The 25230-nt window shown below is 50.3% G+C and carries 23 protein-coding genes and 1 pseudogene; 11 read left to right on the forward strand and 13 right to left on the reverse strand.

Annotated elements, in window-relative coordinates:
- Nucleotides 1–13: 13 nt before the first annotated feature.
- The gene (gene cueP, locus ACLJQJ_RS18980) at nucleotides 14–553 is read left to right on the forward strand and encodes a copper-binding periplasmic metallochaperone CueP (RefSeq protein ID WP_000047148.1); all 540 of its coding nucleotides are present in this window, start codon (nucleotides 14–16) and stop codon (nucleotides 551–553) included.
- A gap of 371 nt (nucleotides 554–924) precedes the next feature.
- Here cueP and ACLJQJ_RS18985 read toward each other — a convergent pair whose 3' ends face one another.
- Both ACLJQJ_RS18985 and ACLJQJ_RS18990 read right to left on the reverse strand, forming a co-directional pair.
- Nucleotides 925–1410: a GNAT family N-acetyltransferase gene (locus tag ACLJQJ_RS18985; RefSeq protein ID WP_000533910.1), complete on the reverse strand. Its 486-nt coding sequence runs from the start codon at nucleotides 1408–1410 to the stop codon at nucleotides 925–927.
- Nucleotides 1398–1685: a DUF1778 domain-containing protein gene (locus ACLJQJ_RS18990; RefSeq protein WP_000965886.1), complete on the reverse strand. Its 288-nt coding sequence runs from the start codon at nucleotides 1683–1685 to the stop codon at nucleotides 1398–1400. Before ACLJQJ_RS18990 ends, ACLJQJ_RS18985 begins: the two co-directional genes overlap by 13 nt.
- Before the next feature lie 475 nt (nucleotides 1686–2160).
- Here ACLJQJ_RS18990 and ACLJQJ_RS18995 point away from each other — a divergent pair, with 475 nt between their 5' ends.
- Nucleotides 2161–3027: a hypothetical protein gene (locus tag ACLJQJ_RS18995; protein ID WP_031612771.1), complete on the forward strand. Its 867-nt coding sequence runs from the start codon at nucleotides 2161–2163 to the stop codon at nucleotides 3025–3027.
- Nucleotides 3028–3755: 728 nt separating this feature from the next.
- Here the strand turns inward: ACLJQJ_RS18995 and ACLJQJ_RS19000 are convergent.
- From ACLJQJ_RS19000 to ACLJQJ_RS19020, 5 genes and pseudogenes are all read right to left on the reverse strand, one after another.
- A complete protein-coding gene (locus ACLJQJ_RS19000) occupies nucleotides 3756–3932 on the reverse strand; it encodes a hypothetical protein (protein WP_161594723.1) in 177 nt (58 codons plus the stop codon).
- Nucleotides 3933–4140: 208 nt separating this feature from the next.
- A pseudogene (locus ACLJQJ_RS19005) lies at nucleotides 4141–4569 on the reverse strand (transposase); the annotation flags it as partial.
- A gap of 465 nt (nucleotides 4570–5034) precedes the next feature.
- Nucleotides 5035–7104, reverse strand: coding sequence for a glycine--tRNA ligase subunit beta (glyS, locus tag ACLJQJ_RS19010; protein ID WP_001291738.1), 2070 nt, complete (start codon nucleotides 7102–7104; stop codon nucleotides 5035–5037).
- Nucleotides 7105–7113: 9 nt separating this feature from the next.
- The gene (gene glyQ / locus ACLJQJ_RS19015; RefSeq protein ID WP_001168551.1) at nucleotides 7114–8025 is read right to left on the reverse strand and encodes a glycine--tRNA ligase subunit alpha; all 912 of its coding nucleotides are present in this window, start codon (nucleotides 8023–8025) and stop codon (nucleotides 7114–7116) included.
- Nucleotides 8026–8163: 138 nt separating this feature from the next.
- Complete coding sequence (locus ACLJQJ_RS19020) at nucleotides 8164–8466, reverse strand: YsaB family lipoprotein (protein ID WP_000605592.1); 303 nt, start codon at nucleotides 8464–8466, stop codon at nucleotides 8164–8166.
- A gap of 165 nt (nucleotides 8467–8631) precedes the next feature.
- Between ACLJQJ_RS19020 and ACLJQJ_RS19025 the strand changes: the two genes are divergently transcribed.
- Entirely contained in the window at nucleotides 8632–9627 is a 996-nt protein-coding gene (locus ACLJQJ_RS19025; protein ID WP_050067975.1) for an acyltransferase, read from the forward strand.
- Nucleotides 9628–9649: 22 nt separating this feature from the next.
- Here ACLJQJ_RS19025 and ACLJQJ_RS19030 read toward each other — a convergent pair whose 3' ends face one another.
- The 3 genes from ACLJQJ_RS19030 to xylA form a co-directional block, all read right to left on the reverse strand.
- Nucleotides 9650–10003, reverse strand: coding sequence for a YiaA/YiaB family protein (locus ACLJQJ_RS19030; protein ID WP_063808770.1), 354 nt, complete (start codon nucleotides 10001–10003; stop codon nucleotides 9650–9652).
- 174 nt (nucleotides 10004–10177) lie between these two features.
- On the reverse strand, nucleotides 10178–11632 hold the full coding sequence (gene xylB, locus ACLJQJ_RS19035) for a xylulokinase (protein WP_063808769.1): 1455 nt from the start codon (nucleotides 11630–11632) through the stop codon (nucleotides 10178–10180).
- Nucleotides 11633–11731: 99 nt separating this feature from the next.
- Nucleotides 11732–13054 (reverse strand): xylose isomerase, encoded by a 1323-nt coding sequence (gene xylA, locus ACLJQJ_RS19040; RefSeq protein ID WP_001149561.1) that lies wholly within the window; start codon nucleotides 13052–13054, stop codon nucleotides 11732–11734.
- Nucleotides 13055–13416: 362 nt separating this feature from the next.
- Between xylA and xylR the strand changes: the two genes are divergently transcribed.
- Nucleotides 13417–14595: a D-xylose utilization transcriptional activator XylR gene (xylR, locus tag ACLJQJ_RS19045; RefSeq protein ID WP_000459824.1), complete on the forward strand. Its 1179-nt coding sequence runs from the start codon at nucleotides 13417–13419 to the stop codon at nucleotides 14593–14595.
- A gap of 60 nt (nucleotides 14596–14655) precedes the next feature.
- Here xylR and ACLJQJ_RS19050 read toward each other — a convergent pair whose 3' ends face one another.
- Nucleotides 14656–15480 carry a protein bax gene (locus tag ACLJQJ_RS19050; RefSeq protein WP_001575119.1) on the reverse strand — a complete coding sequence of 275 codons (825 nt, stop codon included), beginning with the start codon at nucleotides 15478–15480 and terminating at the stop codon, nucleotides 14656–14658.
- Between the two features lie 315 nt (nucleotides 15481–15795).
- On the opposite strand from ACLJQJ_RS19050, the gene ACLJQJ_RS19055 reads away from it, so the two are divergent.
- Both ACLJQJ_RS19055 and avtA read left to right on the forward strand, forming a co-directional pair.
- Nucleotides 15796–17823: an alpha-amylase gene (locus ACLJQJ_RS19055; RefSeq protein ID WP_063808768.1), complete on the forward strand. Its 2028-nt coding sequence runs from the start codon at nucleotides 15796–15798 to the stop codon at nucleotides 17821–17823.
- A 174-nt stretch (nucleotides 17824–17997) separates the two neighbouring features.
- Nucleotides 17998–19248, forward strand: a complete 1251-nt coding sequence (gene avtA, locus ACLJQJ_RS19060; RefSeq protein WP_000144377.1) for a valine--pyruvate transaminase — start codon at nucleotides 17998–18000, stop codon at nucleotides 19246–19248.
- A gap of 36 nt (nucleotides 19249–19284) precedes the next feature.
- Here avtA and ACLJQJ_RS19065 read toward each other — a convergent pair whose 3' ends face one another.
- Both ACLJQJ_RS19065 and yiaJ read right to left on the reverse strand, forming a co-directional pair.
- Nucleotides 19285–19758, reverse strand: a complete 474-nt coding sequence (locus ACLJQJ_RS19065; RefSeq protein ID WP_017466039.1) for a 4Fe-4S dicluster domain-containing protein — start codon at nucleotides 19756–19758, stop codon at nucleotides 19285–19287.
- Between the two features lie 116 nt (nucleotides 19759–19874).
- Nucleotides 19875–20675 carry an IclR family transcriptional regulator YiaJ gene (yiaJ, locus tag ACLJQJ_RS19070; RefSeq protein ID WP_023138215.1) on the reverse strand — a complete coding sequence of 267 codons (801 nt, stop codon included), beginning with the start codon at nucleotides 20673–20675 and terminating at the stop codon, nucleotides 19875–19877.
- A gap of 229 nt (nucleotides 20676–20904) precedes the next feature.
- Here yiaJ and yiaK point away from each other — a divergent pair, with 229 nt between their 5' ends.
- The 5 genes from yiaK (at nucleotide 20905) to yiaN (ending at nucleotide 25220) form a co-directional block, all read left to right on the forward strand.
- Entirely contained in the window at nucleotides 20905–21903 is a 999-nt protein-coding gene (gene yiaK, locus ACLJQJ_RS19075; protein ID WP_063808767.1) for a 3-dehydro-L-gulonate 2-dehydrogenase, read from the forward strand.
- 11 nt (nucleotides 21904–21914) lie between these two features.
- The gene (locus ACLJQJ_RS19080) at nucleotides 21915–22379 is read left to right on the forward strand and encodes a YhcH/YjgK/YiaL family protein (RefSeq protein ID WP_063808766.1); all 465 of its coding nucleotides are present in this window, start codon (nucleotides 21915–21917) and stop codon (nucleotides 22377–22379) included.
- 13 nt (nucleotides 22380–22392) lie between these two features.
- Nucleotides 22393–23328, forward strand: coding sequence for a DUF4862 family protein (locus tag ACLJQJ_RS19085; RefSeq protein ID WP_063808765.1), 936 nt, complete (start codon nucleotides 22393–22395; stop codon nucleotides 23326–23328).
- 138 nt (nucleotides 23329–23466) lie between these two features.
- Nucleotides 23467–23940 (forward strand): 2,3-diketo-L-gulonate TRAP transporter small permease YiaM, encoded by a 474-nt coding sequence (gene yiaM / locus ACLJQJ_RS19090; protein ID WP_000832316.1) that lies wholly within the window; start codon nucleotides 23467–23469, stop codon nucleotides 23938–23940.
- Between the two features lie 2 nt (nucleotides 23941–23942).
- Nucleotides 23943–25220: a 2,3-diketo-L-gulonate TRAP transporter large permease YiaN gene (gene yiaN / locus ACLJQJ_RS19095; RefSeq protein ID WP_000301822.1), complete on the forward strand. Its 1278-nt coding sequence runs from the start codon at nucleotides 23943–23945 to the stop codon at nucleotides 25218–25220.
- Nucleotides 25221–25230: the final 10 nt, after the last annotated feature.

Consider the following 25230-nt stretch of genomic DNA (forward strand, 5'->3'; position numbering starts at 1 on the left):
AGGAATTGAAGTTATGTCGAAATCATCATGGTTATTACTTTTGGGTTTATGCGCCAGCGGCTCCGCGCTTGCGGCATCCTCAGAATCCGCTTTTCTGGCGCAACATGGGCTGGCGGGAAAAACGGTTGAGCAGATCGTGGATACGATTGATCAGACGCCGCAGAGCCGTCCTTTGCCTTACTCCGCGTCGATTACCAGTACCGAACTCAAATTATCTGACGGAGAGCAGATTTATACGCTGCCGTTAGGCGACAAATTCTATCTCTCTTTTGCGCCCTATGAATGGCGGACACACCCCTGTTTTAACCACAGCCTTTCCGGCTGTCAGGGAGAAATGCCGAATAAACCGTTCACTGTAAAAGTGACAGACAGTAAAGGCGCTGTCATCGTACAAAAAGAGATGCAAAGCTATCGAAACGGATTTATCGGTGTTTGGCTACCGCGCAATATGGAAGGGACGCTCGAAGTAAGCTACAACGGTAAAACGGCGTCACATGCCATTGCCACCAGAGATGACAGCCAGACCTGTCTGACGGAATTACCATTACGTTAAAAAAATGCCCGATAACATAATGGGTTATCGGGCCTATAAAACGCCAACAAGATAAAATTAACAGAGTGCCTTGAGAATGCATAACGCCACAAGAATGGCAGAGGTGGGCTCACTTTGTACTGACCCCAAAAACCTGGACAGATTAACCGAGGCATCAGCGAAAGAGTCCATTTAATACATGGGCTCTTTTTTGTTTCTGGCTATAACTAAATAACATTGTCCGCAATCGGATTATCCATTCCGTTGCTTTCTTGCATCACGCGGATTCCTGTCTCATCAATATTTTGTTCGTCGTATTCTTCCTGAATTTAACCTTAGACGTTCTATCAAATTATCGCTTATAGCGATTTGAACATAACAGTCTTTGCATTCTATTGAGGGAGCCTAAGGAACAATGTTCGCTGCTGAGTTTGTGATGATTTGAAACCATGGTGAATGTAGAAATTTTTGGCTTCTTCGGTAAGTGCATGAACCATGATTGCACGTACACCAATATTCTCGGCAACCCGATAGCAACGAAGCACTGCATCATGAAGTAAATCAGCCCCAAGCCCTTTTCCATGGAATGAGAGCTCGACAGCAAGACGGGCAAGTATAATGACAGGGATGGGATCTGGCATGTTACGCCGAAGGTTGCCTGTCGCTTCTGTATGGTTGACGCTACCGGTGGCCAGAGAGTAAAAACCGGCTACTTGCTTCGTGTCTTTCTTGCACACCACAAATGTTCTGGCCGCTCCGAGAGCCTGGTTTTTGAGGCCCTTTTGCTTCAACCAGTCATCGAGCACAGCTTCACCGCTGACGAACTCAGCTACCTGATGAAAAGCGGACAAAGGTTCTGGTGCTGTTACACGTCCCACTGAGGTTTCCTTGCCAGCAGTTTTTCGATAACGGGATCATCTGCGACCGGTGCATCAAGCAGATTGATGAACTCCTCATATTGCTCATCGTTAAAGTTAAATACACGGCGGTCAAGGATCACTTTCTCGGCAGCCTGGCAGGCCGTTTCCAGAATGAAATCTGTACGTGACTTGTGAAGGATTTCCGCAGCTGCATCAATGAGCGCCCGCTGCGATTCCTTAGCTCTAAGGTTAAGTTGAACATCTGATTTCATGAGACACCCCTTGTATAGCATTTGCTTTACAAGAATAGCATAACCACCATGTATAGCAAACGATATACATCAAGTCGTCGTTTTTCATTTTTTGAATACTGATGTTCGCTTTGTGCTGTGAGCGGACGTTTGTTGTACATTCGGACGAATAGACGGCGTTGTTTGCTTTAAAAATAAAACAGGAACACTTTGAGAAAGTGATCAGGTGTATTTATTTGTTGCTGATGAAGGAGAGTAACTCTAATTTGGATAATTAGCTTGATAATAGGCCAGACGAAAATAATATTCCAGCACGCTTTTGGTCGCAACAGGCATTAGTTAATTTTAAGTAATAAATTTTTATCCATAAGTTAACACTAGTGTGTCATCTAGCGAAACCGAATCGCTTTAACTCATAACTTGAAGTTGAATCAGTGGGGTAGCAGTAGGCATGCCGGAACTGATAAACTGTGCAGAAGGCTAAACATTCATTCACTCGTGAGATAGTAGCTAAATTATGCAAAGAATTATTCCTGATAAAAATTGGTGGGAAAAAGAGCGTATTAATCGTAAAGCATCATCAATATGCCCATATGCTAGTTCATACAGATGTCCTCGATACTATCAGAGTGTAGTTTTGCTCTCACGCATCAATATGATAGCTGGTATGGCAACTAGGAAAAAAAAAGAGTTGGGCGAATTTTGGGAAAGAACCAGTTTCTCATCTTTATGTGATGAAGAAGTCCCTACAGTTACTACAAAAGAGTATGGCGGCCTTGCATCAGTTAGTAATTTTTGCCCAGAAATATCATTTAAATATTTACACTACTACGCCGATTATATGTATAAATATGTTGATGCGATAGATCAGGACACTGGCAGGCGTATTGCGGAAAAAGATAATTTAGAAAATGATTGGAAATATACATGGATGTCAGTCAATCCTAAATTTTATTTAGATTGCGATGTTTTTGAAAGTGTCAAAAATTTCAATGAAGAATTGGCTAGTGATTACTTAAAGAGATTGCACCCAAATATCGTTCAGCAAATAGATAGAATGAATAATTGCTTGGATAATAATGACCCGGCAGGTGCACTGCACGCAGCCTCTAATATTTTAGAAACTATGGCTAAGGAAATCACTCAAAACCCGAATGTGGCAAATGAGTCATTGGGTGGTTTTTTTAAACAGTTCGAAAAAATGTCAAAATTACCTAAGAATCTTATTGATGCTGTTAAAGATATTTATGATTTACGCAACAAATTACCTACTGCTGGACACGGAAGCTTGAACAAGCCTGAATTGACTATGGTAGAAGCTATAACTATTGCGGCAATGACAAAGGCGATTTTAGAAATTGAATATCGATGCAAAGCCATCTAACAAATCAAATTATGTGGTTCAAATTCCCGCTACACTTCTGTATTACTGCCGCCAGCGTCTACTTATCGCTATGAGTTCAACGGGTTGATATACGTTAGAGATCTCTGAATCGATTGAAGTCTAAGGTTGTCAGGGCTGTAACAGCAGCCCTGTGCCATGAGCGGATTACATATTAATTAACGAAGAACAGACCAATATCATCGATAGCTGTTTTCAAAAATAGACCAATAACAAACTGAGATGTTATCGTATTCATTTCGATGATTGATCCAGATGTGTATATAACCATTGAAAGAGTTTTCTAATTTTTGTGATAGTATCTTTTAAATAATTTAAGGAGATTATTATATTATTTTCATTGTTTAATGAAAGAGTAGGTTTTTTATCAATAATATCTTTTAAGGCTACAGTTGAGTTCATTTTTTTAATGTCTCCATTAGCATGAACTATGCAATTCCTTACGTTGTTAAACTCTGTCATGAATTGCCATTCTTGTGACAGGCCAAAGTTTATATCCATTAGTTTTGTTAAATATCTTTTTGCTTTGTAGATGCCATCACCATTAAAATCGGTTACTGATACATTGGTGTTTACAATCCTTTAGCATATATTGCAATAGTCGTTTAGATTGTGCTCTAAGCATGAGTATAAAGATACCAAAGCAGATTTATTAAAAATATTTGGTTGTATGTTAACTAAGAAGTTATATTGCTCTGAATAATAGTATTCTAAGTAATTAATATAATCGTCAGGACCATCTTTTTTTCATCTTCATATGCTTTTTTTAATTCCGATAAGTCAACTCTGTTTTGGCCGCCTGCTCCTAGGATATATTTTTCGAAATCATCAATCTGCGCTTCAAGAGAATATCTTGATAGCTGTGCGAAAAGTTTGTATTTATTCATCGACATGCAATTCCTTTTTAATTATAAACCTTTGGATTAAAAGGTGCTGCAAATAGTAACGAATTATTTTTGTTTGTAAAGGGGATTATTATTTTTACTAGATCAAGATAAAACAATAGGAATATCCACTCCTCGCTCATAGCAGACATTTGCGTGAGCGTATCTACCGACGTTCAGGTTTCCTGATAGCATCCCTGTACAGACCTTGTTAATTTCTGCCTGGATAGCTCTTTAGGCGGTATTCAACCGGGCTGAGTCCGTTAAATCTAAGGCTAATTCGTCGGGGATTGTAGTATCGTATGTAATCCTCAATAGCTATCTTAAGTTCATCAATATCCTTAAATTTACTGGTGTAAAAACTTTCTGATTTTAAAGTCCCGAAAAAACATTCTGCACAGGCATTATCAAGGCAGTTGCCTTTGCGGGACATACTTTGGATGATGCCAAACTCTCGTAACTGATACTGGTACCATCAATGACAGTATTGCCAGCCCTGATCTGAATGAAGAACCGGATTGGTACCCGCATCAAGTCTGGCAAATGCCTTCATGAGTATGTCATCGATCATCGGCATAGTTGGACGTTCTGAAATACTGCAGGAGATCGCTTCGTTATTGAAGAGATCAATAATGGGCGCAGTGCACTTTTGATTTATATACCCTTCATACTTCAAGTTGCTTATGTGTTGGCTACGGATTACTCGGCCCATCCATGGGCCTCGCCCTGACGGGCCGTCGCACGCGACGTTCAAATCTGCTCCCGGCAGATTTGTCGCTCACCCCAGTCATATAGTTATCTATGCTCCTGGGGACTCACTCCCTTGCCGCCTTTAAGCAACTCGAATTATTTTGGGTATAGTCAGGTGGGGCTTTTCTCTCTCTGCCTTTTGGTGAATACCTGAGACAAACAGTCTCAAGCACCCGCAGCTATTCTAACGCCAATATCCGTACCGCCAGCGTTAATGTATTCCTGAAATATTTTTTGCCAATCAATAGAAATAACCGCGTCTATGAGTTACAGAATTATTAGCGAATCGACTGATACTATTTATGTTATAAAAAAACCTGCCCGAAAGCAGGTTTTTATTTATTTAACTGAACGCTTATTGCAGTAACGAAATATCCGCAACCTGCAGGAACAGTTCGCGTAGTTTCGACAACAGCGTCAGGCGGTTGATACGGATATCTTTCTCTTCCGCGTTAACCATGACATTTTCGAAGAATTCATCCACCGGCGCGCGCAGAGCAGCCAGCTCAATCAACGCTTCCTGATAACGACCATCGGCAAAGTACGGCTGAAGCTTATCACGCAGCACAACCAGATGTCTGGCCAACTCAATTTCCGCCGCTTCTTTCAGTACGGAGGCGTGGACGATATCGTTCAGCGGCTCAGTGGCTTTCGCCAGGATGTTGGAGACGCGCTTGTTCGCCGCCGCCAGCGCAGAGGCTTCTTCCAGGGTGCGGAAGTGCGATACCGCTTTCATACGAGCATCGAAATCTGCCGGACGGGTCGGACGACGCGCCAGTACCGCCTGGATAGTGTCGACGGTGTAACCTTCGTCCTGATACCAGGCGCGGAAACGACCCAGCATAAAGTCGATCACATCATCGACTACGTTGGCATTGGTCAGCTTGTCGCCATACAGACGCGCCGCTTCTTCAGTCAGCGTTTGCAGATCAAGGTTGAGGTTCTTCTCAACAATGATGCGCAGCACGCCCAGCGCGGCACGACGCAGCGCAAACGGGTCTTTGTCGCCTTTCGGATGCTGACCGATACCGAAGATACCCGCCAGAGTATCCATCTTATCGGCGATCGCCAGCGCGCAGGCCACCGGGTTAGACGGCAGGTCATCACCGGCAAAGCGCGGCTGATACTGCTCGTTCAGCGCCACAGCGACATCTTCCGCTTCACCATCGTGACGCGCGTAGTGCATCCCCATCACACCCTGGGTGTCGGTGAACTCGAAGACCATGTTGGTCATCAGGTCGCACTTGGAGAGCAGGCCCGCGCGAGTGGCGTGGTTGACGTCAGCGCCAATCTGACCGGCAATCCAGCCCGCCAGCGCCTGAATACGGTCGGTCTTGTCGCGCAGCGTGCCCAGCTGTTGCTGGAACAGCACGGTTTGCAGACGCGGCAGATGGTCTTCCAGACGTTTTTTACGGTCGGTATTGAAGAAGAATTCAGCATCTGCCAGACGCGGACGCACCACTTTCTCGTTACCGGAGATAATCTGGGTCGGATCTTTCGACTCGATGTTGGCGACGAAGATAAAGTTCGGCAGCAGCTTGCCCGCGTTGTCATAAACCGGGAAATACTTCTGGTCGCCCTTCATGGTGTACACCAGCGCTTCGGCAGGCACGGCGAGGAATTTCTCTTCGAATTTTGCCGTCAATACCACCGGCCATTCCACCAGCGAGGCCACTTCTTCCAGCAGGCTTTCGCTCAGGTCGGCATTACCGCCAATCTTACGTGCTGCTTCTTCAGCGTCCGCTTTGATTTTGGCTTTACGCGCTTCGTAATCGGCAATGACTTTACCGCGCTCCAGCAGAATTTGCGGGTACTGGTCAGCATTGTCGATAGTGAACTCAGGCTCACCCATAAAGCGATGGCCGCGAATGACGCGGTCAGACTGAATGCCCAGGATGGTCGCCGGAATCACTTTATCGCCCAGCAGCAGGGTCACGGTGTGCACCGGACGCACGAAGTGTACGTCAGACGCGCCCCAGCGCATCAGTTTCGGGATCGGTAGTTTCGCCAGCGAGGTGGCTACCATGTTCGGCACCAGCGCTTCGGTACTTTCGCCCTTCACGTGGGCGCGATACAGCAGCCATTCGCCTTTGTCGGTCTTCAGACGCTCGGCCTGATCAACGGTGATCCCGCAGCCGCGCGCCCAGCCTTCTGCCGCTTTGCTCGGTTTGCCTTCGGCGTCGAACGCCTGAGCAATCGCCGGACCACGTTTTTCGACTTCGCGATCGGGCTGAGATTCAGCAAGATTCGCCACTTTCAGCGCCAGACGGCGCGGGGCGGCAAACCATTCAACGTTACCGTGCGCGAGGCCGGCGTTATCCAGCTCCGCAGTGAAGTTCGCAGCAAAGGACTCAGCCAAACTGCGCAGTGCTTTTGGTGGCAGCTCTTCAGTGCCGATTTCCACCAGAAAAGTTTTCTCAGACATGGCCGCCTCTTACTTGTCTTTGTTGCACATCGGGAAGCCGAGGGCTTCACGGGAAGCATAATAAGCCTCTGCCACTGCTTTGGTCAGGGTGCGAATACGCAAAATGTAGCGCTGACGTTCGGTGACGGAGATAGCTTTACGCGCATCCAGCAGGTTGAAGCTATGGGCGGCTTTCAGAATACGCTCGTAGGCCGGCAGCGGCAGTGGGTTTTCCAGCGCCAGCAGCTGCTGGGCTTCTTTTTCATACTGCTCGAAGCAGGTGAATAAGAAATCCACATCGGCGTATTCAAAGTTATAGGTGGATTGCTCCACTTCGTTTTGATGGAACACGTCGCCGTAGGTGGTTTTACCCAGCGGGCCATCGCTCCAGACCAGGTCGTAAACGCTGTCCACGCCCTGGATATACATCGCCAGACGTTCCAGACCGTAGGTGATTTCACCGGTCACCGGCTTGCACTCCAGGCCGCCGACCTGCTGGAAGTAGGTGAACTGCGTCACTTCCATGCCATTCAGCCACACTTCCCAGCCGAGTCCCCAGGCGCCCAGCGTCGGGTTCTCCCAGTTATCTTCCACGAAACGGATGTCGTGAATGGTCGGGTCCATACCCAGCTCTTTCAGAGAACCGAGGTACAGCTCCTGAATGTTGTCCGGAGACGGCTTAATCACTACCTGGAACTGATAGTAGTGCTGTAAGCGGTTCGGGTTTTCGCCGTAGCGGCCATCGGTCGGACGACGAGAAGGCTGCACATAGGCAGTCGCCATCGGCTCTGGCCCCAGCGCGCGCAGGCAGGTCATTGGATGAGAAGTTCCCGCGCCGACTTCCATGTCCAATGGTTGAACAATGGTGCAGCCCTGGCGAGCCCAGTAATCCTGTAAGGTCAGGATCAAGCCCTGGAAGGTCCTGGTATCAAACTTTTGCATATTATTTCGTGCTGGATACGTGTGGATTTAAAGGAAGGAGCCAGTATACCCGCTGGATGCGAGATATACAGTATGAAACCGGTTTGTTTAGCGAAAATTGCCGGATTTCGCGGCATCACACCTCACCAGGCGCGGCTTTTACCGCATAGAAAGATGTAAAAACTGCCCATCTGCATCAAAAGAGCAGACAAAACTCTCTTTACGGAAGGTATTACCACGCATCTCATAGCTCCCCTGAAACTGTTCGAAGCCGGTAACAGCAATTTTCTGTGCGCCAGTGTTGTAACGCTGCGCCGCCTGAGCTTTACACAATGCTTCCATATCCAGCGTGCGTGTTGGGCTCACTTTACTCTGCTGGGCTTTTTGCGTCGGTGGCGGTGTCGCTGTGCATCCCACCAGAGCGATGGCTATCATCACAGTACAGAAATACTTCATTATCATTTTTATTACCGTCTGGTTTGCTGGTCAGTCTTATTATTAAGGTTTGTGGGTAACAGAAACATTGTGCGAATCTCCTTACGCCATCACAAGATGTAGCGTAGAAAGTCGGATTTTTCCAGTGAGCCACCGCGCTGGAACTCTATTCAAACGGAAGCTGAGGAACTGATGCAGCCTAAAATTAACTGGATTGATAACCTGCGAGGGATCGCCTGTTTAATGGTAGTGATGATCCATACTACAACGTGGTACATCACCAACGCCCACAGCGTCAGCCCGCTAAACTGGGATATTGCGAATGTCCTGAATTCGGCTTCGCGCGTTAGCGTTCCCCTGTTTTTTATGATTTCAGGCTATCTTTTTTTTGGCGAGCGCTGCGCGCAACCGCGGCATTTTTTACGTATCGCCCTGTGCCTTATCTTTTACAGCGTTGTCGCCCTGGCTTACATTTCACTTTTTACTTCGATCAACGTCGAGCTTTCGCTAAAAAATGCGCTGCAAAAACCCGTGTTTTACCACCTGTGGTTTTTCTTTGCGATTGCGGTGATCTACCTGGTATCGCCATTAATCCAGGTAAAAAACGTGAGCGGCAAAATGCTCCTGATGCTGATGGTGATCATTGGTATTATTGCTAACCCAAATACTGTGCCGCAAAAAATCGGCGGCGTTGAATGGTTGCCCATCAATCTGTATATCAGCGGCGACACGTTCTACTACATTCTCTACGGTATCCTGGGCCGCGCCATTGGCATGATGGAGACGCAAAAGTCATCGCTGACGCTTATCTGCACTGCCCTGTTCATCATTGCGGTATTTGTTATTTCTCGCGGCACATTGCATGAATTACGCTGGCGCGGAAATTTTGCCGATACCTGGTATCTGTATTGCGGTCCCATGGTGTTTATTTGCGCCGTCTCACTGTTCACGGTAGTTAAAAATAAGCTGAATGCGCGGACGTTACCTGGACTGGGACTTATCTCCCGCCACTCGCTGGGTATTTATGGTTTCCACGCGCTGATTATCCATGCGCTACGTACTAATGGTCTGGAGTTAAAACGTTGGCCGCCGTTAGACATCGTGTGGGTTTTTGCCGCGACGGTGACAGGAAGCCTGCTACTTTCCATGCTGTTACAGCGTATCGATAAACGGAAATGGGTTAGCTAAACGACAATGATGGCTCCGGCCATCATTCATCATCACTGTAGGAAGCGTAAAGATCGGTTCCATATATACTGACCCCCAGCGCCACCAGACACAGTATTTTCAGCGCGCCCGCCAGCGCCAGGTTAAATACGCCGACCGCGACCATGCCGATGCCAAGCAACAGCAAAGATTTGCAACGAGAAAGCAAGCGGCCATTTCCCGTGTGTTCCTGGCGAATTAAGACTGGAAAACCACACATGACGATTGCCGCAAAAAAATATCCCTTTTCGCTTAATGTATGACAGCCTGGCCACAGTCCCACCAGGTATACCACTGCACCGACAACTAACATTCCCAGGCCGAACATCCGTTTCCTGCGTGCAACGTGATCGTCCATCTCACTCTCCTTGTGGTTGTGTGAGACACATTAAGCGAAGAAATAGAGATGAAAAAGGCGCCTGCTCAGCAATAATATAAAAATCAGAAAACACACATACTTACTTCGATATAATTCAATAGAATTAATATTTACGGGAAATGCCTTTCAGCCAAAACCGAAAGGCATTCTGACTTATGACATCAACGGCAACAGCTGCTGATAGAGTCGACGGAAGGTTTCACGACGTTGTTGATAAACCGCATGACGCTGCGCATCAGGATAATGCGCCTGCTCCAGCGGCAACTGCGGCAATACATCGGCGAGCGGAGTCTGTTTATTCACCGCAATTTGCGCCAGACGCGCCGCGCCCAGCGCTGGCCCCACATCGCCGCCAGTACGATAATCAAGCTGTAGCCCGCTAATATCAGATAGCATCTGACGCCAGTATTCGCTGCGCGCCCCGCCGCCGATAAGCGTCACGCTGGCGGGTTTGACGCCGCAGGCGTGAACCACATCCATACCGTCCGCCAGAGCATACCCCACGCCTTCCAGTACCGCCCGCGCCAGTTCCGCCGGGCCATGCTGATGGGTTAAACCAAAGAAAACGCCTTTTGCCTGCGGATTATTGTGCGGCGTGCGCTCGCCGGACAGGTACGGCAAAAACCAGATCGGATCGGTATGCTCATCCGCCAGCTGCGCGGCGGCAATCAGCGTCGGGACGTTCTTCTGCCCGGTGAGTTTAGCCGCCCAGTCCAGACAAGAGGCGGCGCTCAACATTACAGACATTAAATGCCAGCGTTCCGGCAGCGCATGGCAAAAACTGTGTACTGCGCTCTCCGGTTTACTCAGAAAGCCGTCGCTGACGGCAAAATAGACGCCCGATGTTCCGAGTGAGAGCATCGCCTGTCCGGCATCGATCATTCCTACGCCGACCGCGCCAGCCGCATTGTCGCCGCCGCCCGCCACCACAGGTACTGCTGGCATTCCCCATGCGCTGGATACCTCTGGCAGCAACGTTCCGGTAATGTCACTACCTTCAAATAACGCTGGCATCTGCTGTCGGGTTAAATGACAGGCGTTGAGCATAACGTCGCTCCAGTCGCGCTTTTTCACGTCCAGCCACATCGTTCCTGCCGCATCCGACATATCGCTGGCAAAGACGCCCGTCATTCGCAGCCGCAGAAAATCTTTCGGCAGCAGAACTTTGTCTATCTGGCGGAAAATATCCGGTTCGTGGCGCTGCACCCAGACTAATTTGGGCGCGGTAAAACCGGGCATCATCAGATTACCGGTTATCGCACGCGACTGCGGCACCTGTTTTTCCAGCCAGGCGCACTCTTCGCTACAGCGTCCGTCATTCCATAAAATCGCTGGTCGCAGAACCTGCTGACGGCTATCAAGCAATGTCGCGCCATGCATTTGTCCGGCGATGCCCAACGCCCGGACGCCACTTAACGACTGTTGCCGACCTAAACCTTTAACCGCACGATCCGTCGCCTGCCACCACTGCTCTGGTTCCTGCTCCGACCATAAGGGATGCGGACGCAATACGGTCAGTTTTTCAGTATGCGTAGCCAGCACATCGCCCTGCTCATTCAACAGGATAGCTTTTACACCCGATGTACCAAGATCGATCCCGATATACATAGTGTGGGTTCCTTTACTGAAAGCGCCCGGCAGCGCTACGCTTACCGGGCTAATCACGACTACAGGCCGGGCTAACGCGGAGTCGCCCGGTAGATAGGGTTATTTATCAAACAGATAACGGTTAACCAGATTTTCTAACAGCTCCTGATGACCGCTTTGATGTACTGGCGCCAGATTATGCTGCTCCGCATACTGCGCCAGTTCGCCTAAGGAGAGTTGTCCTTTCAGAATCTGCTGACCCAGCTCGCCATTCCAGCCGGCATAGCGCTTCGCCACGCGTTTATCCAGCTCGCCGTCTTCAACCATACGCGCAGCGATTTTCAGCGACAACGCCATCGTATCCATCGCGCCGATATGACCGTAGAACAGATCGTATTTATCGGTGCTCTGGCGACGAACTTTGGCGTCGAAGTTGAGACCGCCCGTCGTGAATCCGCCCGCTTTCAGGATTTCGTACATCACCAGCGCGTTCTCTTCAACGCTAATCGGGAACTGATCGGTATCCCAGCCCAGTTGCGCATCGCCGCGGTTGGCGTCAACGGAGCCAAAAATACCCAGCGCGATAGCGGTCGCGATTTCATGGTGGAACGAATGACCCGCCAGCGTCGCGTGGTTCGCCTCAATGTTCACTTTGATCTCTTTTTCCAGGCCGAACTGTTTGAGGAAGCCATAAACCGTTGCAACGTCATAATCATACTGATGTTTTGTCGGTTCCTGCGGTTTCGGTTCAATCAGCAGCGTGCCCTGAAAACCCATTTTATGTTTGTGCTCGACCACCATTTGCATAAAGCGGCCAATCTGTTCGCGTTCCTGGCGCAGATCGGTATTCAGCAACGTTTCATAACCTTCGCGCCCGCCCCACAGGACGTAATTTTCGCCGCCCAGTTTATGCGTGGCGTTCATTGCCGTAACCACTTGCGTCGCTGCCCAGCTAAAGACTTCCGGATCCGGGTTAGTGGCGGCGCCTGCGCCATAGCGCGGGTTGGTAAAGCAGTTCGCCGTTCCCCACAGCAGTTTTACGCCGCTCTGTTCCTGTTTCGCCGCCAGCACATCCACCATCTGCGCGAAGTTGTTTTTATATTCTTTCAGCGACGCGCCTTCCGGCGACACATCCACGTCATGGAAGCAATAAAAAGGCACATTCAGTTTGTGGAAAAATTCAAACGCCACGTCCGCTTTGCGTTTCGCCAGCTCCAGCGCTTCGCCCGGTTGCTGCCACGGACGATTAAACGCGCCTACACCAAACATATCCGCGCCGTTCCAGCAGAAGGTATGCCAGTAACAGGCCGCGAAACGCAGGTGATCTTCCATACGTTTACCTAAAACCAGCTCGTCGGGATTGTAATGACGAAATGCCAGCGGGTTAGTCGATTGAGGGCCTTCATAGCGAACACGATCGAGTTGGTCAAAATAAGCCTGCATAGTGAGCTCCATAATCAGATAAGACGGCAAGTAAACGACATAACGTCATACTGGAATTTCCTGATTTATTGCTCAATTACGTTATTTCACACCGCTATTAAGAGAATCCCCAAATGTGCTCTGGCTCTCAAAAAAACGCTGAAAACCACAGAAGAAAAAAGCGATCGCGATCGAATCCTGGCAAATAAACAAAAAACCGTAATATATAGATAAGAAATGACAATTGTCATCCGCCGTTTGCTGTGATGAATTTCGCATAACGTTTCAGGCGCAAAATAATTTGTCATCATTCGCCAGACCGTTATGTCAGCCGTTTTGATAGTATCCATGAGTCCAGGTTCACTTTTGCAGGATATATCCTCATGTTTGATAAACGTCACCGTATCACTCTGTTATTTAACGCGAATAAAGCCTATGACCGTCAGGTAGTGGAGGGGGTGGGTGAATATTTACAAGCCTCGCAATCCGAATGGGATATATTTATTGAGGAAGATTTCCGTGCCCGTATCGATAACATTAAAGAGTGGTTAGGCGACGGCGTTATTGCCGATTACGATGATGACGATATCGCGCAATTATTAGCCGATGTCGACGTACCCATTGTCGGGGTCGGCGGTTCTTACCATCTTGCTGAAAATTATCCCGCCGTTCATTACATCGCCACCGATAATCATGCGCTCGTTGAAAGCGCTTTCCTGCATTTAAAAGAAAAAGGCGTTAACCGCTTCGCGTTTTACGGTTTGCCCGACTCCAGCCGCAAACATTGGGCGGCGGAACGGGAATACGCCTTTCGCCAGCTGGTCGCCGAGGAAAAATACCGCGGCGTAGTCTATCAGGGACTGGAAACCGCGCCGGAAAACTGGCAGCACGCGCAAAATCGCCTCGCCGACTGGCTTCAGACGCTGCCGCCGCAAACCGGCATCATTGCCGTAACGGATGCCCGCGCCCGTCACGTATTGCAGGCCTGTGAACACCTGCATATTCCGGTGCCGGAAAAACTTTGCGTTATCGGTATTGATAACGAAGAGCTTACACGCTACCTGTCACGCGTCGCGCTTTCCTCCGTCGCGCAGGGGGCGCGGCAAATGGGTTATCAGGCGGCGAAGCTGCTGCACCGTTTGCTGGCGCGCGAAGAGATGCCGTTACAGCGCATTCTGGTGCCGCCGGTGCGCGTCATTGCGCGCCGCTCGACAGACTATCGCTCCCTGACCGATCCGGCGGTTATCCAGGCGATGCACTTTATTCGTAACCATGCCTGTAAGGGCATTAAAGTCGAGCAGGTGCTGGACGCGGTTGGGATTTCACGTTCAAACCTGGAAAAACGTTTTAAGGAAGAAGTTGGCGAGACGATACATGCGCTGATCCACGCCGAAAAGCTGGAAAAAGCGCGTAGTTTGTTGATTTCTACCACGTTGGCGATAAACGAAATTTCGCAAATGTGCGGCTACCCGTCACTGCAATATTTCTATTCGGTGTTTAAAAAGGAGTACGTCACTACGCCTAAGGAGTATCGCGACCAGCATAGTGAAGCGTTGTTGTAGTTTATCCAGCCTACAGACGCCTTGTAAGCCGGATAGCGTAGCGCCATCCGGCACACAGAATTACATATGCGCGGCGATCAGACGCTGGTTGTCCTGGTACATCGCGAACAAGTAGTTGTTATAGCGCGACCCCTGGGTAGAGTAACCCTTCAGCTTATGAATCATCGCCGTGGCGGTGACTTCCTGATCCGCCTTACGCAGTTGGGCGCGCGACTTGCGGAAAGAGGAATAAGCCGGATGCGTGTTCAGGTTGGCGACATACGCGCTCACCGACTCCTCAACCGACGCGAATTGCGAGTAACCTTTCACCTTACCCGGCGTATTGGTACAACGCCCTTTCGTGCACTTCATGCCGAACAGGTTATTGTTACTACGCGCCAGTTTAGAGGTTCCCCAGCCGCTTTCCGCCGCCGCCATCGTCGCCACCATGCTGGTTGGGATAATGTCGACGCGCTCCAGCAACGTATTCCACGGAATACGACGCGTGTTGCCGGACCAGCTCACTTTATAGCGCTTCGCGATATCTTTCATACGCGCGCGTTCAGACGGCGACCAGCGGTTCTGGTACTGTTTTGAGATCAGCCAATTACGGTCCGCGGTAATCGCGGCATTTTGGCTGGTGATGTAAGGCATAACGGTCCGGAGAAACGCTTTTTTTCTGGGGGTTCCGGAAGGGTATTTTCGCAAATCAGGAAGTGAACTGCTCTTTGCACTATTGCGAGAATACTCTTGTTTACTGCTAACCTGTTTATAACTTGTCTCAGTTATGTGGGACTTTTGACTCGTTTGTGTTGCGTGCGTCTTTGCCAGCACCTCACCCGAAAATGCGATGGTGAGTAACATAAGAATCATTGCCCCATATCGTCGCATGGGAGTCAATATCATTAGGTCTCCTGGTCGGATTGATACATTCCAACACCTTTTATTTTTCACGAAGTTGAGGTTTGAACCCCAAATTCTAGCAAAAATAGGCTTAAAAAGCACCTCAGGGAATAGTCTTAATCCGAAACTATGTCAACTATTAACGATAACAGGCAGCAATAATGCCAATAAAATGTGGCGTTTATCGCAAATAGAGGCGTTTTTTTGCGCCTCGTCGCTCACCCTCGCACCTCCTCCTGCGCGACTCTCTGCTGGGGAGGAGTTCATTCGCCTAAAAACCAGGCAAGCTGATGAATATTGCCCACAAAGGATAGCGTGATGAAACTTGCCGCCTTCGCTCTGACGCTGATACCCGGTATCGCGATCGCCTCATCATGGACCTCGCCCGGTTTTCCGACGTTCTCGACGCAGGAAACCGGGCGCTTTACCAGCCATGCTACATTAACAAAAGGTACACGCGCGTTAACGCTCCATATTGACCAGCAGTGCTGGCAGCCCTCCGGCGCCATAAAACTCAACCAAATGTTGTCGTTAAAACCCTGCGAAGGCGCGCCACCGCAATGGCGTTTGTTTAAAGATGGCGACTATACGATAACGGTAGATACCCGCTCCGGTACGCCGACCCTGTTGTTATCGATAAAAACTGAACCTGAACGCACCGCGCAGCTCGCCTACCAGTGTCCCGTCTGGGATGGTTCGCCGCTCACGCTGGATGTTCGCCAGACCTTTCCGGAAGGGACGGTAGTGCGCGATTATTACAGTGGTCAAACCGATACCGTCCAAAACGGGCAAATCACGCTGCAACCTGCCGACAGCCACGGGCTTTTATTGCTGGAACGCGCGGAAACCCATGCATCAGCGCCTTTTAACTGGCGCAACGCCACCGTTTATTTTGTGCTTACGGATCGCTTTCGCAATGGCGATGCAACCAACGACCACAGCTATGGTCGCCATAAGGATGGTATGCAAGAGATTGGCACTTTCCACGGCGGCGATTTGCGCGGGTTGACGAGTCAACTGGACTATCTACAGCAATTAGGCGTGAACGCCTTGTGGATAAGCTCGCCGTTTGAACAGATCCACGGCTGGGTCGGCGGCGGAACAAAAGGCGATTTTCCTCATTACGCCTATCACGGCTATTACACTCAGGACTGGACGACGCTGGATGCCAATATGGGCAGCGAAGCCGATCTCCGCGCGCTGGTCGACGGCGCGCACCAGCGCGGCATCCGTATTTTATTTGACGTAGTAATGAATCATGCCGGTTACGCCACGCTGGCGGATATGCAGGAGTATCAGTTCGGCGCGCTCTATTTATCCGGCGCGGAACGGCAAAAAATTCTCGGCGATCGCTGGACAAACTGGCGACCCGCCGCCGGACAAAGCTGGCACAGCTTTAACGACTACATCAACTTCAGCGACAGCGCCGCCTGGGAAAAATGGTGGGGGAAAAAGTGGATTCGTACCGATATTGGCGACTACGACAGTCCGGGATTTGACGATTTAACCCTGTCGCTGGCCTTCCTGCCGGATATAAAAACGGAATCTACCACGCCTTCCGGCCTACCCGTGTTCTATGCCAACAAACCCGATACTAAAGCAAAGTTCATTGAGGGCTATACGCCACGGGATTATCTGACTCACTGGTTAAGCCAGTGGGTGCATGATTACGGCATTGACGGGTTCCGGGTCGATACTGCCAAAAACGTTGAGCTTCCTGCCTGGCAACAGCTAAAAACCCAGGCCAGCGCGGCGTTACATGAATGGAAGCAGGCCAATCCGGACAAAGCGCTGGATGATAGCCCGTTCTGGATGACTGGCGAAGCGTGGGGCCACGGCGTCATGAAAAGTGATTATTATCGCTATGGTTTCGACGCGATGATCAATTTTGATTATCAGGAGCAGGCGGCGAAAGCGGTCGATTGCCTGGCGGAAATGGGGCCAGTCTGGCAGCAGATGGCGGATAAAATGCAGGATTTCAACGTATTAAGTTACCTCTCCTCGCATGATACGCGCCTTTTCCGTGAGGGCGGTGATAAGGCGGCGGAACTGCTGCTGCTTTCGCCGGGCGCGGTGCAGATCTTTTACGGCGATGAATCCGCTCGTCCCTTCGGCCCCACCGGCTCCGACCCGCTGCAAGGCACCCGTTCAGATATGAACTGGCAGGACGTGAGCGGAAAGTCAGCCGCAGCCGTCGCGCACTGGCAGCGTATTAGCCAGTTCCGCGCCAGACATCCCGCCATCGGCGCAGGCCAACAAACCACGCTGACGCTAAAACACGGGTACGGTTTTGTACGCCAGTACGGCGACGATACGGTGATGGTCGTCTGGGCGGGCCGCCGCTAATCGTGGCGCTACCGGTCTCCTCGCGTACCGGTAGCCCCTTCAAAATAAAAAACTAACCTGATAAAAATTTGTAGCATAAAACATCAATACCACCGCCTGTCCCCCCATTTGCGCCCCGCCATTTGTAGCGTTATGGTTATCCACTTTGACAGACAGTTCGATAGATCACCCGTTATGACATTTTCACTTTTCGGCGATAAATTTACCCGCCATTCAGGCATTACCCGCCTGATGGAGGATCTCAACGACGGCTTACGCACGCCAGGAGCCATCATGCTTGGCGGCGGTAACCCGGCACACATCCCTGCAATGCAGGATTATTTCCAGACGCTACTGACAGATATGGTAGAAAGCGGCAAAGCCGCTGATGCGCTTTGTAATTATGACGGTCCCCAGGGAAAAACGGCGCTACTGAATGCACTGGCCGTACTGCTACGTGAAACGCTGGGATGGGATATCGAACCACAGAATATTGCGCTGACAAATGGCAGTCAGAGCGCGTTTTTCTACTTATTTAATCTCTTCGCCGGACGTCGCGCCGACGGCAGTGCGAAAAAGGTACTATTCCCGCTTGCGCCGGAATACATCGGCTATGCGGATTCCGGTCTGGAAGACGACCTCTTCGTTTCGGCGCGCCCGAATATTGAACTGCTGCCGGAAGGCCAGTTTAAGTATCACGTCGATTTTGAGCATCTGCACATCGGCGAAGAAACGGGGATGATTTGCGTCTCGCGCCCGACCAACCCAACCGGTAACGTTATCACCGACGAAGAGCTGATGAAGCTGGACAGACTGGCGAATCAGCACAACATCCCACTGGTGATTGATAACGCTTACGGTGTACCGTTTCCGGGCATTATCTTTAGCGAGGCGCGCCCGCTGTGGAACCCCAATATTATCCTATGTATGAGCCTCTCGAAGCTGGGGCTGCCCGGTTCCCGCTGCGGGATTATCATCGCCAATGATAAGACGATTACCGCCATTGCCAACATGAACGGCATCATCAGCCTTGCGCCCGGCGGCATGGGCCCGGCGATGATGTGCGAAATGATTAAGCGTAACGATCTGCTGCGGCTGTCGGAAACGGTTATCAAACCTTTCTACTATCAGCGCGTTCAACAGACGATCGCGATCATTCGTCGCTATTTATCCGAAGAACGCTGCCTGATTCATAAACCGGAAGGCGCAATATTTTTGTGGCTGTGGTTTAAAGATCTGCCGATTACCACCGAGCTACTCTATCAACGCTTGAAAGCGCGCGGCGTGCTGATGGTGCCAGGCCACTATTTCTTTCCCGGACTGGATAAACCCTGGCCGCACACACACCAGTGTATGCGGATGAACTACGTGCCTGAACCGGACAAAATCGAGGCGGGCGTAAAAATTCTTGCAGAAGAGATAGAACGCGCCTGGCGTGAAGGCTGACGGTTATTCCGGCCATCATGCAGGCCGGAACGACATTCAGAAAGGTTGAGAATAGAGGCGCTGGCGCTGCACGTGTGCTGCGTCAACGCACTGTAACGCACTGGTCGGGCAGGCTTCCACGCACGCCGGCCCCGCTTCCCGATGCCAGCAAAGATCGCATTTAATCGCCTGCGCGCCTGACGCGGACGTCACCACGGTCATCGCACCAAACGGGCAAGCCAGCATACAGCTTTTACAACCAATGCAGCGCGATGGCGTCACGAAGATATGCCCCCGATCACGGCGAATCGCCTGTACCGGGCAGACATTCGCGCACGGCGCGTCCTCACACTGATGGCAGACCGTGGCCGTGGTGAAGCTATCCTCTTTTATCACCCGGATACGCGGCACAAAGTCCGCCGTCGTCACCGCCGCGCTATTCTGCTGTTCCTGGTGCGACACCACGCAGGCGACCTCGCAGGTACGACACCCGATACACGCCGACGCATCCGCCATAATAAACCGGTTCATTGTTCTCCCCCTGCGTTAAAACGCCAGAATGCCAGAGAGCCATTCCCCGCCGCTTTGATCCCACTACGCAAACGGACAAATTTTGTCAGATGCCTGATAAAACCTGGCGAGCTGTCTTATTCGCGAACGGTAAATCCCAGCTCATTAGAGATAGCCTGTGCGGTTTCACGCAACGGTTTGAGCAGATTTTTCTCGCCGATCTGTTTTAGCCGTGACGTCGACAGCGAAATAGAAATGGCGTAAGGCACTCGATGGTGAATATCAAACACAGGCACGGCAATACAGGAGACGCCCAGTTCATTTTCTTCGCGGTCCATCGCCATGCTGGTTTCACGAATTTGCGCCAACTCATCGTACATTGCTGGTAAATCGGTAATGGTGTTGCGAGTCAGCGGCTGGATCTGATCTTTATGGTTTTCCCAGTAAGACGCCACATAATCCGGCTGACCAAACGCCATATAAATTTTCCCCATCGCCGAGCAGTACAGCGGCATATGCTGGCCAATGTAGGCACGCGTGCGCAGCATACCGGTGGTCGGTTCCAGCTTATAAATCAGGATAGCGTGGTCATCTTCACGGCTGGAAAAATTCACCGTCTCGCCGGTGGCCAGGTTGAGCGCCTCAAGGTGCGGTGCCGCAACGTGGATGATATTCAGCGATGACAGGGCTTTTTGGCCGACGGCAATAAACTTTGTCGTCAGACGGTAGCTTCCGGCCGCCGGCGCTGGCGTCACGTATCCGCAGGATTGAAGCCCCTGCAACAACCGATGGACGGTACTCTTGTTCAACCCCGCCAGCTCCGACAGGTGCGCCAGCGGGCAACCGTTCGGGTAGTTACTCAAAATTTCTATCAACATCAGGCCACGAAACAGGCTCTGACTCCCCGCAGGCTTCTCTTTATCGTTGTTCTGGCTCATCAGAAAACTCTCTCCTTTCTTGGGCGATCAGATGGTAGCTCAAAGTGTGTTGCAGTTCACGATATCAGCATAAAAAACATAACCCGATGATTTTAATCGTTTTTAAAAACCTTCCCTGGCGTTGCCATGTCAATTTTTGATCTATATATTTGGAACTACATTTCGTATTATGAAATTTATCGATAAAAAAACATACTAAAATTTCTGACAATCGACCAGGAGAACAGGGATGAAAGTAGCTTTCGAAGAGTTAAAAGGGGCCTTCTACCGCGTCTTGCGGTCGCGGAATATTGCGGAAGATACCGCCGACGCCTGCGCGGAAATGTTCGCTCGCACCACCGAGTCCGGTGTCTATTCCCACGGCGTGAACCGTTTTCCCCGCTTCATCCAGCAACTGGATAACGGCGACATTATTCCTGATGCTAAACCGCAGCGGGTTACCAGCCTCGGCGCCATCGAACAGTGGGATGCTCAGCGTGCTATCGGCAACCTGACGGCGAAAAAGATGATGGACCGGGCCATCGAGCTGGCTTCCGATCATGGTATTGGCCTGGTGGCGTTACGTAATGCTAACCACTGGATGCGCGGCGGCAGCTACGGCTGGCAGGCGGCGGAAAAAGGCTATATCGGCATTTGCTGGACCAACTCCATCGCCGTCATGCCGCCGTGGGGGGCGAAAGAGTGCCGTATCGGTACCAATCCGCTGATCGTCGCCATCCCGTCTACGCCGATCACGATGGTGGATATGTCGATGTCGATGTTCTCCTACGGAATGTTAGAAGTTAACCGTCTGGCGGGCCGCGAACTGCCGGTGGATGGCGGTTTCGACGATAACGGTCAGTTGACCAAAGAACCGGGCGTGATCGAGAAAAATCGCCGCATTTTACCAATGGGTTACTGGAAAGGATCTGGTCTGTCGATTGTGCTGGACATGATTGCCACCCTGCTTTCCAACGGTTCTTCCGTTGCCGAAGTGACCCAGGAAAACAGCGATGAATATGGCGTCTCACAGATTTTTATCGCCATTGAAGTTGACAAGCTCATCGACGGCGCAACCCGCGATGCCAAACTGCAACGGATTATGGATTTCGTCACCACTGCTGAACGTGCCGACGAAAACGTCGCTATTCGTCTGCCAGGCCACGAATTTACAAAATTGCTGGATGAAAATCGCCGTAACGGCATCACCATTGACGACAGCGTCTGGGCTAAAATTCAGGCATTGTAGGGAGCTAAAATATGATCTTTGGTCATATCGCGCAGCCAAATCCATGTCATTTGCCAGCCGCGATCGAGAAAGCGCTTCACTTTTTACGTACCACCGACTTTCGCACGCTGGAACCTGGCGTAGTGGAAATCGACGGCAAAAATATCTTCGCGCAGATTATCGATATGACCACCCGCGACGCCGCTGAAAATCGTCCGGAAGTCCATCGCCGCTATCTGGATATTCAGTTTCTGGCGTGGGGCGAAGAAAAAATTGGTCTTGCTATCGATACCGGAAATAATGAAATTAGCGAGTCATTATTAGAACAGCGCGATATTATTTTTTATCGCAGCAGCGAACATGAATCGTTCTTTGAAATGATTCCAGGGAGCTATGCCATATTTTTTCCGCAAGATGTGCATCGTCCCGGATGTAATAAAACTGTAGCTATACCGATTCGCAAAATAGTCGTCAAGGTCGCTATTTCAGTTTTATAAAAAGGAGCACGAAATGAACTCGAATAATACCGGTTATATTATCGGTGCGTATCCCTGTGCCCCCTCTTTTCACCAAAAGAGTGAAGAGGAAGAGAAGGAATTCTGGCGACAACTCTCTGATACTCCGGATATCCGGGGGCTGGAGCAGCCTTGTCTTGAACATCTTCATCCACTTGGCGACGAGTGGTTATTGCGCCATACGCCGGGAAACTGGCAAATCGTGGTCACCGCGATAATGGAAACAATGCGCCGCCGCGGTGAAAACAGCGGCTTTGGACTGGCATCCAGCGACGAGATCCAACGGAAAGCCTGCGTGGAGTACTATCGTCACCTGCATCAGAAGATCAATAAAATCAATGGGAACAATACCGGCAAAGTCATAGCCCTTGAGCTTCATGCCGCCCCGCTGGCGGGCAATCCGAACGTGGCGCAGGCAACCGACGCCTTTGCGCGCTCATTAAAAGAGATTGCCAACTGGGACTGGTCCTGCGACCTGGTGCTTGAACACTGCGACGCGATGACCGGCCCCGCACCGCGCAAAGGATTCTTACCGTTGGTAAACGTACTGGAAACTATTGCCGACTATGACATAAGCGTCTGTATTAACTGGGCGCGCTCGGCTATTGAAGGGCGGGATACCTCTCTACCACTGATCCACACGCAGCAGGCCAAACAGGCTGGAAAACTCGGGGCGCTGATGTTCTCCGGTACAACGCTGGATGGAGAATACGGCGAATGGCAGGACCTCCATGCTCCGTTTGCACCTTTCTGTCCACAAAGTCTGATGACGGAGAAACATGTTAAAGAACTCATTACCTCCGCCGCTCCCGAACTGTTGCAGTTTACCGGTATTAAATTGTTGGAAATCAATGCCAGCGCCGATATTAATCACCGCATCAATATATTACGCGATGGTATTAACATGATGAAAAAGGCCACACGCCGCTAACCTGAATTAAACATCATCACCTTAATCCTCGGCCTGCAACTCAACGTTGCGCCGACCTAATATAAACCAAACATAAGAAATTAAGTTCCACTATTCAGCATCGAAAGAGATAAGTTTCTATAACCTGATGGAGTCGTTATGAAGCGGGTACTTGAGGGCATACTTGCGGTATTAATTGCCGTACTTTCCTGCATTGTATTTATTAACGTTATTTTACGTTACGGTTTTGAGAGCAGTATTTTGTCGGTAGATGAACTATCACGTTATCTATTTGTATGGCTGACGTTTATTGGCGCCATCGTTGCATTTATGGATAACGCTCACGTTCAGGTCACTTTTGTGGTGGAAAAACTTTCGCCAGCGAATCAGCGTCGTCTCTCGCTGCTGACGCATTCGCTAATTTTATTGTTATGCCTCGCATTAGGCTGGGGCAGCCTGCAAAAAGCGTTGCAGGACTGGAGCGATCACTCGCCAATCCTCGGTTTACCGATCGGCCTGATGTATATCGCCTGTCTGCCCACAAGCGTTGCTATCGCGTTAATCGAGCTGCGTCGGCTTTATCACTTAATAACGCGTAACGATTCCTTTCAACAACCACAGCAAGGAGCCTAATCATGGCCGTGGTGATATTTCTCTGCTGCCTGCTCGGCGGGATCGCGATAGGTTTACCCATCGCCTGGTCGCTGCTGCTTTGCGGCGCTGCTCTGATGGCATACCTGGATATGTTTGACGTGCAGATTATGGCGCAAACCCTGGTTAACGGCGCGGACAGTTTCTCCCTGCTGGCCATTCCCTTTTTTGTTTTGGCCGGTGAAATCATGAACGCGGGCGGCCTGTCAAAGCGAATTGTCGACCTGCCGATGAAGCTGGTCGGCCATAAGCCCGGCGGCCTGGGCTACGTGGGCGTTATTGCGGCAATGATTATGGCCAGCCTTTCCGGCTCTGCGGTAGCAGATACCGCTGCGGTCGCCGCGCTGCTGGTGCCGATGATGCGCTCCGCAAACTACCCGATCAACCGCTCCGTTGGGTTAATCGCTTCCGGCGGGATCATTGCGCCAATTATTCCCCCCTCGATTCCTTTTATTATCTTCGGCGTTTCCAGCGGCTTGTCGATCAGCAAGCTGTTTATGGCCGGGATCGCACCGGGCATCATGATGGGCGCGGCGCTTATGCTCACCTGGTGGTGGCAGGCCGGGCGATTAAATCTCCCTTCTCAGCCTAAAGCAACACCGCGTGAAATCTGGCAATCATTGGTTTCAGGTATCTGGGCGCTGTTTTTACCGGTGATTATCATCGGCGGCTTCCGTTCCGGACTTTTCACGCCAACGGAGGCAGGGGCGGTCGCCGCGTTTTACGCCCTCTTTGTCGCCGTGGTTATCTATCGGGAATTAACGTTTTCCAGTCTCTACCACGTGCTGGTCAATGCCGCCAAAACGACGTCAGTCGTCATGTTTCTGGTGGCCGCGGCCCAGGTATCCGCCTGGCTGATTACGATCGCGGAATTACCCATGATGGTGTCAGATTTGCTGCAGCCGCTGGTCGACTCTCCGCGACTCTTATTTATCGTCATTATGATCTCAATTATGGTCGTCGGTATGGTGATGGATTTAACGCCAACGGTGTTAATTCTTACCCCTGTATTATTGCCATTAGTTAAAGAAGCCAATATTGATCCGATTTATTTCGGCGTCATGTTCATTATTAACTGCTCTATTGGATTAATCACACCGCCCGTTGGCAACGTCCTCAACGTTATTTCCGGGGTAGCAAAATTGAAATTTGATGACGCGGTAAGAGGCGTATTCCCTTACGTTGTCGTACTGATGTCGCTGCTGGTTTTATTTATTTTTATTCCCGAGCTAATTATCACACCGCTTAAATGGATTAATTAAAGGATAATAT

Origin of the sequence: Salmonella sp. SAL04202 (genome assembly GCF_046550775.1) — a bacterium.
GTDB lineage: Bacteria > Pseudomonadota > Gammaproteobacteria > Enterobacterales > Enterobacteriaceae > Salmonella > Salmonella enterica.

Excerpts from the sequence above, each read along its gene's own strand:
- ACLJQJ_RS19085 (WP_063808765.1), top strand. The coding sequence starts at position 22,393 with ATGAACTCGAATAATACCGGTTATATTATCGGTGCGTATCCCTGTGCC.
- ACLJQJ_RS19000 (WP_161594723.1), bottom strand. The coding sequence starts at position 3,932 with ATGAATAAATACAAACTTTTCGCACAGCTATCAAGATATTCTCTTGAA.
- yiaJ (WP_023138215.1), bottom strand. The coding sequence starts at position 20,675 with ATGAGCCAGAACAACGATAAAGAGAAGCCTGCGGGGAGTCAGAGCCTG.
- ACLJQJ_RS19065 (WP_017466039.1), bottom strand. The coding sequence starts at position 19,758 with ATGAACCGGTTTATTATGGCGGATGCGTCGGCGTGTATCGGGTGTCGT.
- xylB (WP_063808769.1), bottom strand. The coding sequence starts at position 11,632 with ATGTATATCGGGATCGATCTTGGTACATCGGGTGTAAAAGCTATCCTG.
- glyS (WP_001291738.1), bottom strand. The coding sequence starts at position 7,104 with ATGTCTGAGAAAACTTTTCTGGTGGAAATCGGCACTGAAGAGCTGCCA.
- ACLJQJ_RS19025 (WP_050067975.1), top strand. The coding sequence starts at position 8,632 with ATGCAGCCTAAAATTAACTGGATTGATAACCTGCGAGGGATCGCCTGT.
- yiaK (WP_063808767.1), top strand. The coding sequence starts at position 20,905 with ATGAAAGTAGCTTTCGAAGAGTTAAAAGGGGCCTTCTACCGCGTCTTG.
- ACLJQJ_RS18995 (WP_031612771.1), top strand. The coding sequence starts at position 2,161 with ATGCAAAGAATTATTCCTGATAAAAATTGGTGGGAAAAAGAGCGTATT.
- ACLJQJ_RS19020 (WP_000605592.1), bottom strand. The coding sequence starts at position 8,466 with ATGATAATGAAGTATTTCTGTACTGTGATGATAGCCATCGCTCTGGTG.
- ACLJQJ_RS19055 (WP_063808768.1), top strand. The coding sequence starts at position 15,796 with ATGAAACTTGCCGCCTTCGCTCTGACGCTGATACCCGGTATCGCGATC.
- cueP (WP_000047148.1), top strand. The coding sequence starts at position 14 with ATGTCGAAATCATCATGGTTATTACTTTTGGGTTTATGCGCCAGCGGC.
- yiaM (WP_000832316.1), top strand. The coding sequence starts at position 23,467 with ATGAAGCGGGTACTTGAGGGCATACTTGCGGTATTAATTGCCGTACTT.
- yiaN (WP_000301822.1), top strand. The coding sequence starts at position 23,943 with ATGGCCGTGGTGATATTTCTCTGCTGCCTGCTCGGCGGGATCGCGATA.
- ACLJQJ_RS19030 (WP_063808770.1), bottom strand. The coding sequence starts at position 10,003 with ATGGACGATCACGTTGCACGCAGGAAACGGATGTTCGGCCTGGGAATG.
- ACLJQJ_RS19050 (WP_001575119.1), bottom strand. The coding sequence starts at position 15,480 with ATGATATTGACTCCCATGCGACGATATGGGGCAATGATTCTTATGTTA.
- xylR (WP_000459824.1), top strand. The coding sequence starts at position 13,417 with ATGTTTGATAAACGTCACCGTATCACTCTGTTATTTAACGCGAATAAA.
- glyQ (WP_001168551.1), bottom strand. The coding sequence starts at position 8,025 with ATGCAAAAGTTTGATACCAGGACCTTCCAGGGCTTGATCCTGACCTTA.
- avtA (WP_000144377.1), top strand. The coding sequence starts at position 17,998 with ATGACATTTTCACTTTTCGGCGATAAATTTACCCGCCATTCAGGCATT.
- ACLJQJ_RS19080 (WP_063808766.1), top strand. The coding sequence starts at position 21,915 with ATGATCTTTGGTCATATCGCGCAGCCAAATCCATGTCATTTGCCAGCC.
- ACLJQJ_RS18990 (WP_000965886.1), bottom strand. The coding sequence starts at position 1,685 with ATGCTATACAAGGGGTGTCTCATGAAATCAGATGTTCAACTTAACCTT.
- xylA (WP_001149561.1), bottom strand. The coding sequence starts at position 13,054 with ATGCAGGCTTATTTTGACCAACTCGATCGTGTTCGCTATGAAGGCCCT.